1 protein-coding gene is annotated in these 845 nt (G+C 50.3%); it reads right to left on the reverse strand.

Annotated elements, in window-relative coordinates; all coding sequences use genetic code 11:
* Positions 1-471: AAA family ATPase (locus Z052_RS14785; protein ID WP_144050040.1), on the reverse strand; the 471-nt coding region annotated here is incomplete at its 3' end.
* Positions 472-845 lie beyond the last annotated feature (374 nt).

Consider the following 845-nt stretch of genomic DNA (forward strand, 5'->3'; position numbering starts at 1 on the left):
GCTGTCGATGTGATCGACTGGATCTTGGCAGTTCACTTCGATTGTGCCGAACTGGATATCTCGGCTTTTACAGATCCGGCTGATGTTATGGCAAACCGCCTTTGTGATCAGCGACTTGCCCGTTCCGGACGGGCCGTAGAGGAACAGATTTGGCGGTCGGTTGTCTCCAAGCGCAACACGGAGCATTTTGGTGACCTCCTGGAGTTGCTCGTCGCGACCCACAATGCGGTCCTCTTCGACGACGTAGTTAGGATCAAGTAGCGCTCGTTCTCGAATTAGTCCCTTCTGGTCATCAAACTCGAGAAGCATATCCTCGATCGACTGGGAGGGCTCCTCAGAATCAGGATCGCCATTGGACTGTAAATCACCAGTTGTGACGTGAGACGTATGCGACAGCTCTGCTTGAGCCGTTGTCTCATCCTCCGGCGATCCCGACTTCTCTAAAGGATCATCGGAGTCGTCAATACCTATACGCATACTGATACCGCCCTGTATGAAAAAGGTTCCCCACCTCTATCGAAGTGTAATTAGACGTTTGAAACCGCACAATACCGTATTAATCGCGTGAGAACAGTGATAACGGGGTAACTACCAGTAGCCGGTGACGATGTGTTCACGATCGCACGCTCGAAGACACACACCCCTCTATCGATGTGTTCGATGTCTTCGCAGGGTGGGGTGATTTGCTGGCTGGTTCAACTGGCGTATTCAAGGTAGTCACATCTTGTCCGTCCAAATTGAACGAACCGTGCTCTCGTATGTTCTGAATGATTTGTTCTATTCTCCTCATTCTCTCTTCTTCTCTTCTTCAACTAACACAAACACACACACACCCCTCTATCGAT

The organism is Halorubrum sp. C191 (assembly GCF_002727095.1).
In the GTDB taxonomy this organism is placed as follows: domain Archaea; phylum Halobacteriota; class Halobacteria; order Halobacteriales; family Haloferacaceae; genus Halorubrum; species Halorubrum ezzemoulense.